Genomic DNA, 2,210 nt, shown 5'->3' with positions numbered 1-2,210 from the left:
CTGAATATTCACCCATGTGTAGGGGAGCACTTACAGCTAGCGGTAGAGAGCGAAAATTGTGGTGTCGCGATTGAACAGAGCTTTGCCAAAGCAAAACGTTATATGCTGCGCCGCATGCGCGGAATTTCAGATGAAGCGGCAGCTAAGATGCTTGGCTAATAGATGAAAAGCTTCGTCGTGCTGCATCGGTAATTGCAACGACAGCCGGATGTTTCAATTTTCGCTCTGGTGAAATAACAAAGAAGTGTTCGCTAACATTGTTTATCTCACCAATCGACTTAACGTTATACATGCGCTCAACTTGGCTTGCCATGGCTGATGGCGCAGGAAAAAAACCTGCACCGCCTTCGCCAAATGCTTTTAGCAATGCACTATCGTCAAACTCTGCGATGACATTTGGTGATATGTCTACCTGATCAAACCAATCATCCAAGCTTCTACGTAAAGCATGATCATTCAGAGGGAGAAGAACGGGTGCCTCATTTAGCAATTCAGGGAACTCTCCTGAATGTTGGTGCCGCAATTCGTCTGTGCCAAAGAAAGATAAGCTACTAGAACCTAGCTCATGGCTAAAGGCTTTAACATTGAGCCCGGTAGGAATACTGCGATCAGATAGCACCAAATCAAGTTTGTGAACGGCTAAATCTCCAAGCAAGCTATCTAGGTCGCTCTCCATACAGACGATTTTTACCGGATCATCTAGTTTCATAGCTGCTTCGAGAAGTTTATAAGCGATGAGTTTGGGAATGGAGTTTACGATTCCAACATTGAAAGTAATTGGTGCTCCGGGCTGCTTGCTTTTGACTCGTTGAGTAAGCTCAGCGCCCAGGCTGAATATTTCATCGGCGTATTGCTCAACCATGCGCCCCATCTCGGTGATAACTAGGCCGCGACCCACTCTTTGAAACAGAGGCTCACCGATAGTTTCTTCAAGCATTTTCAGCTGACCGCTGATTGTTTGAGGCGTTAAATGAAGAGACTCAGCTGCTTTTGCGACGGAGCCTTCTCGAGCGACGGTCCAAAAATATAGCAGGTGGTTGTAATTGATATGTCTCATGCTAAGCCCCCTAAGGTGTATTGACTGACAATCGTAATTCATCAATATTGCAAGTTATATACGAAGATAATGTGATTTTAGATCGGTTTTTTCGATGATGGTTTGTTTAGTGTCAGCTTAATGTTTATTTTCAGTATTGTAGAAGCTTTCCTTATGATCGAAAAAAGCGACCGTTTAGTAAGTAAAAAGCTACTTTTATCGATCCCAGAAAGGCGGGATGATCTAAGTCGTATAAATTGTATTGGGGGATTTTGCTATGTTCTATGTATATTCACCGAGTGGACGGGCCTTCGCTGGGCCGTTGGAAAAGCTTAGGAAGGTTGAGAAACCCGCCAATACCTCGACAATACCGAGTTTAAATTATACAGAAGTAGAGCTTGAAGAGAATGAGCAAGCCAGAAGTTCCTATGATGTGCCCGTCAAAGCGATTTCTGAATATCAGAATTTGCTTAAGAAAAACTCACAGCAAGAAGCTGTTTATCATGCTTACCAAGTTATGAGCCAACCGGTCGTTAGTGTTCAGCTAAGCGATACATGGGGATACGTACTTGAGTTATTCGAACAGGTGCATTATCAGGTAGTTCCTGTTCTGGATAATAAAGGGCAGCTAGTTTCAGTAATCTCTCGCCAACAAATATACGCTAAGCTCTTGTCTCAATCGTCGGTTCAAATGGGGCGGGACACTTCATTATCGAGTGTTATCCAAACAAGGGGGAAATCTGTTGTTTCAGCGGATCCTGTGACAGATGTTCGTAGAGTGGCCAAGGCCTTAGTCATGTATAGCTTGGATGCAATCCCTATTGTGGATGCTGAGCATCGTTTAGTGGGGATTGTCTCCCGCACTGATATTTTAAGGTGTGTGACTGCCAACCCTCCTCTTTCAATGTGGTGTTAGCGCGAAAGAGACTTAAGCCCCCAAAGAGATCTAGGCGAAGATTTATCTGTGTCAGAAAATTCCTTATTAAATGAACGAATTAAACTGCTTTTTTAAGGGAATGTTCATTGAGAAACTGAGGCTATATTAAGTAGCTGTATGAAGCTATCGAATACAAACCATTCTAACTCCCTTGCTCGAGCGAACTTTCGAGACACCCCGCATTGCGGGGTTTTTTTATATTCTGCAATACTCTTAGCATAACTTTATGTTCGTTAA

2 protein-coding genes are annotated in these 2,210 nt (G+C 43.4%); one reads left to right on the top strand and one right to left on the bottom strand.

The features are described from left to right. Window positions 1-142: 142 nt before the first annotated feature. Window positions 143-1,057: a transcriptional activator NhaR gene (gene nhaR, locus A3756_RS17365; protein ID WP_068554078.1), complete on the bottom strand. Its 915-nt coding sequence runs from the start codon at window positions 1,055-1,057 to the stop codon at window positions 143-145. Between the two features lie 256 nt (window positions 1,058-1,313). Between nhaR and A3756_RS17360 the strand changes: the two genes are divergently transcribed. Continuing rightward, window positions 1,314-1,952: an HPP family protein gene (locus A3756_RS17360; protein WP_068554077.1), complete on the top strand. Its 639-nt coding sequence runs from the start codon at window positions 1,314-1,316 to the stop codon at window positions 1,950-1,952. Window positions 1,953-2,210: the final 258 nt, after the last annotated feature.

Source organism: Oleiphilus sp. HI0086 (assembly GCF_001635225.1).
The sequence above is the reverse complement of the archived record's forward strand: the minus strand, read 5'-3'. Positions and strand labels throughout refer to the sequence as shown.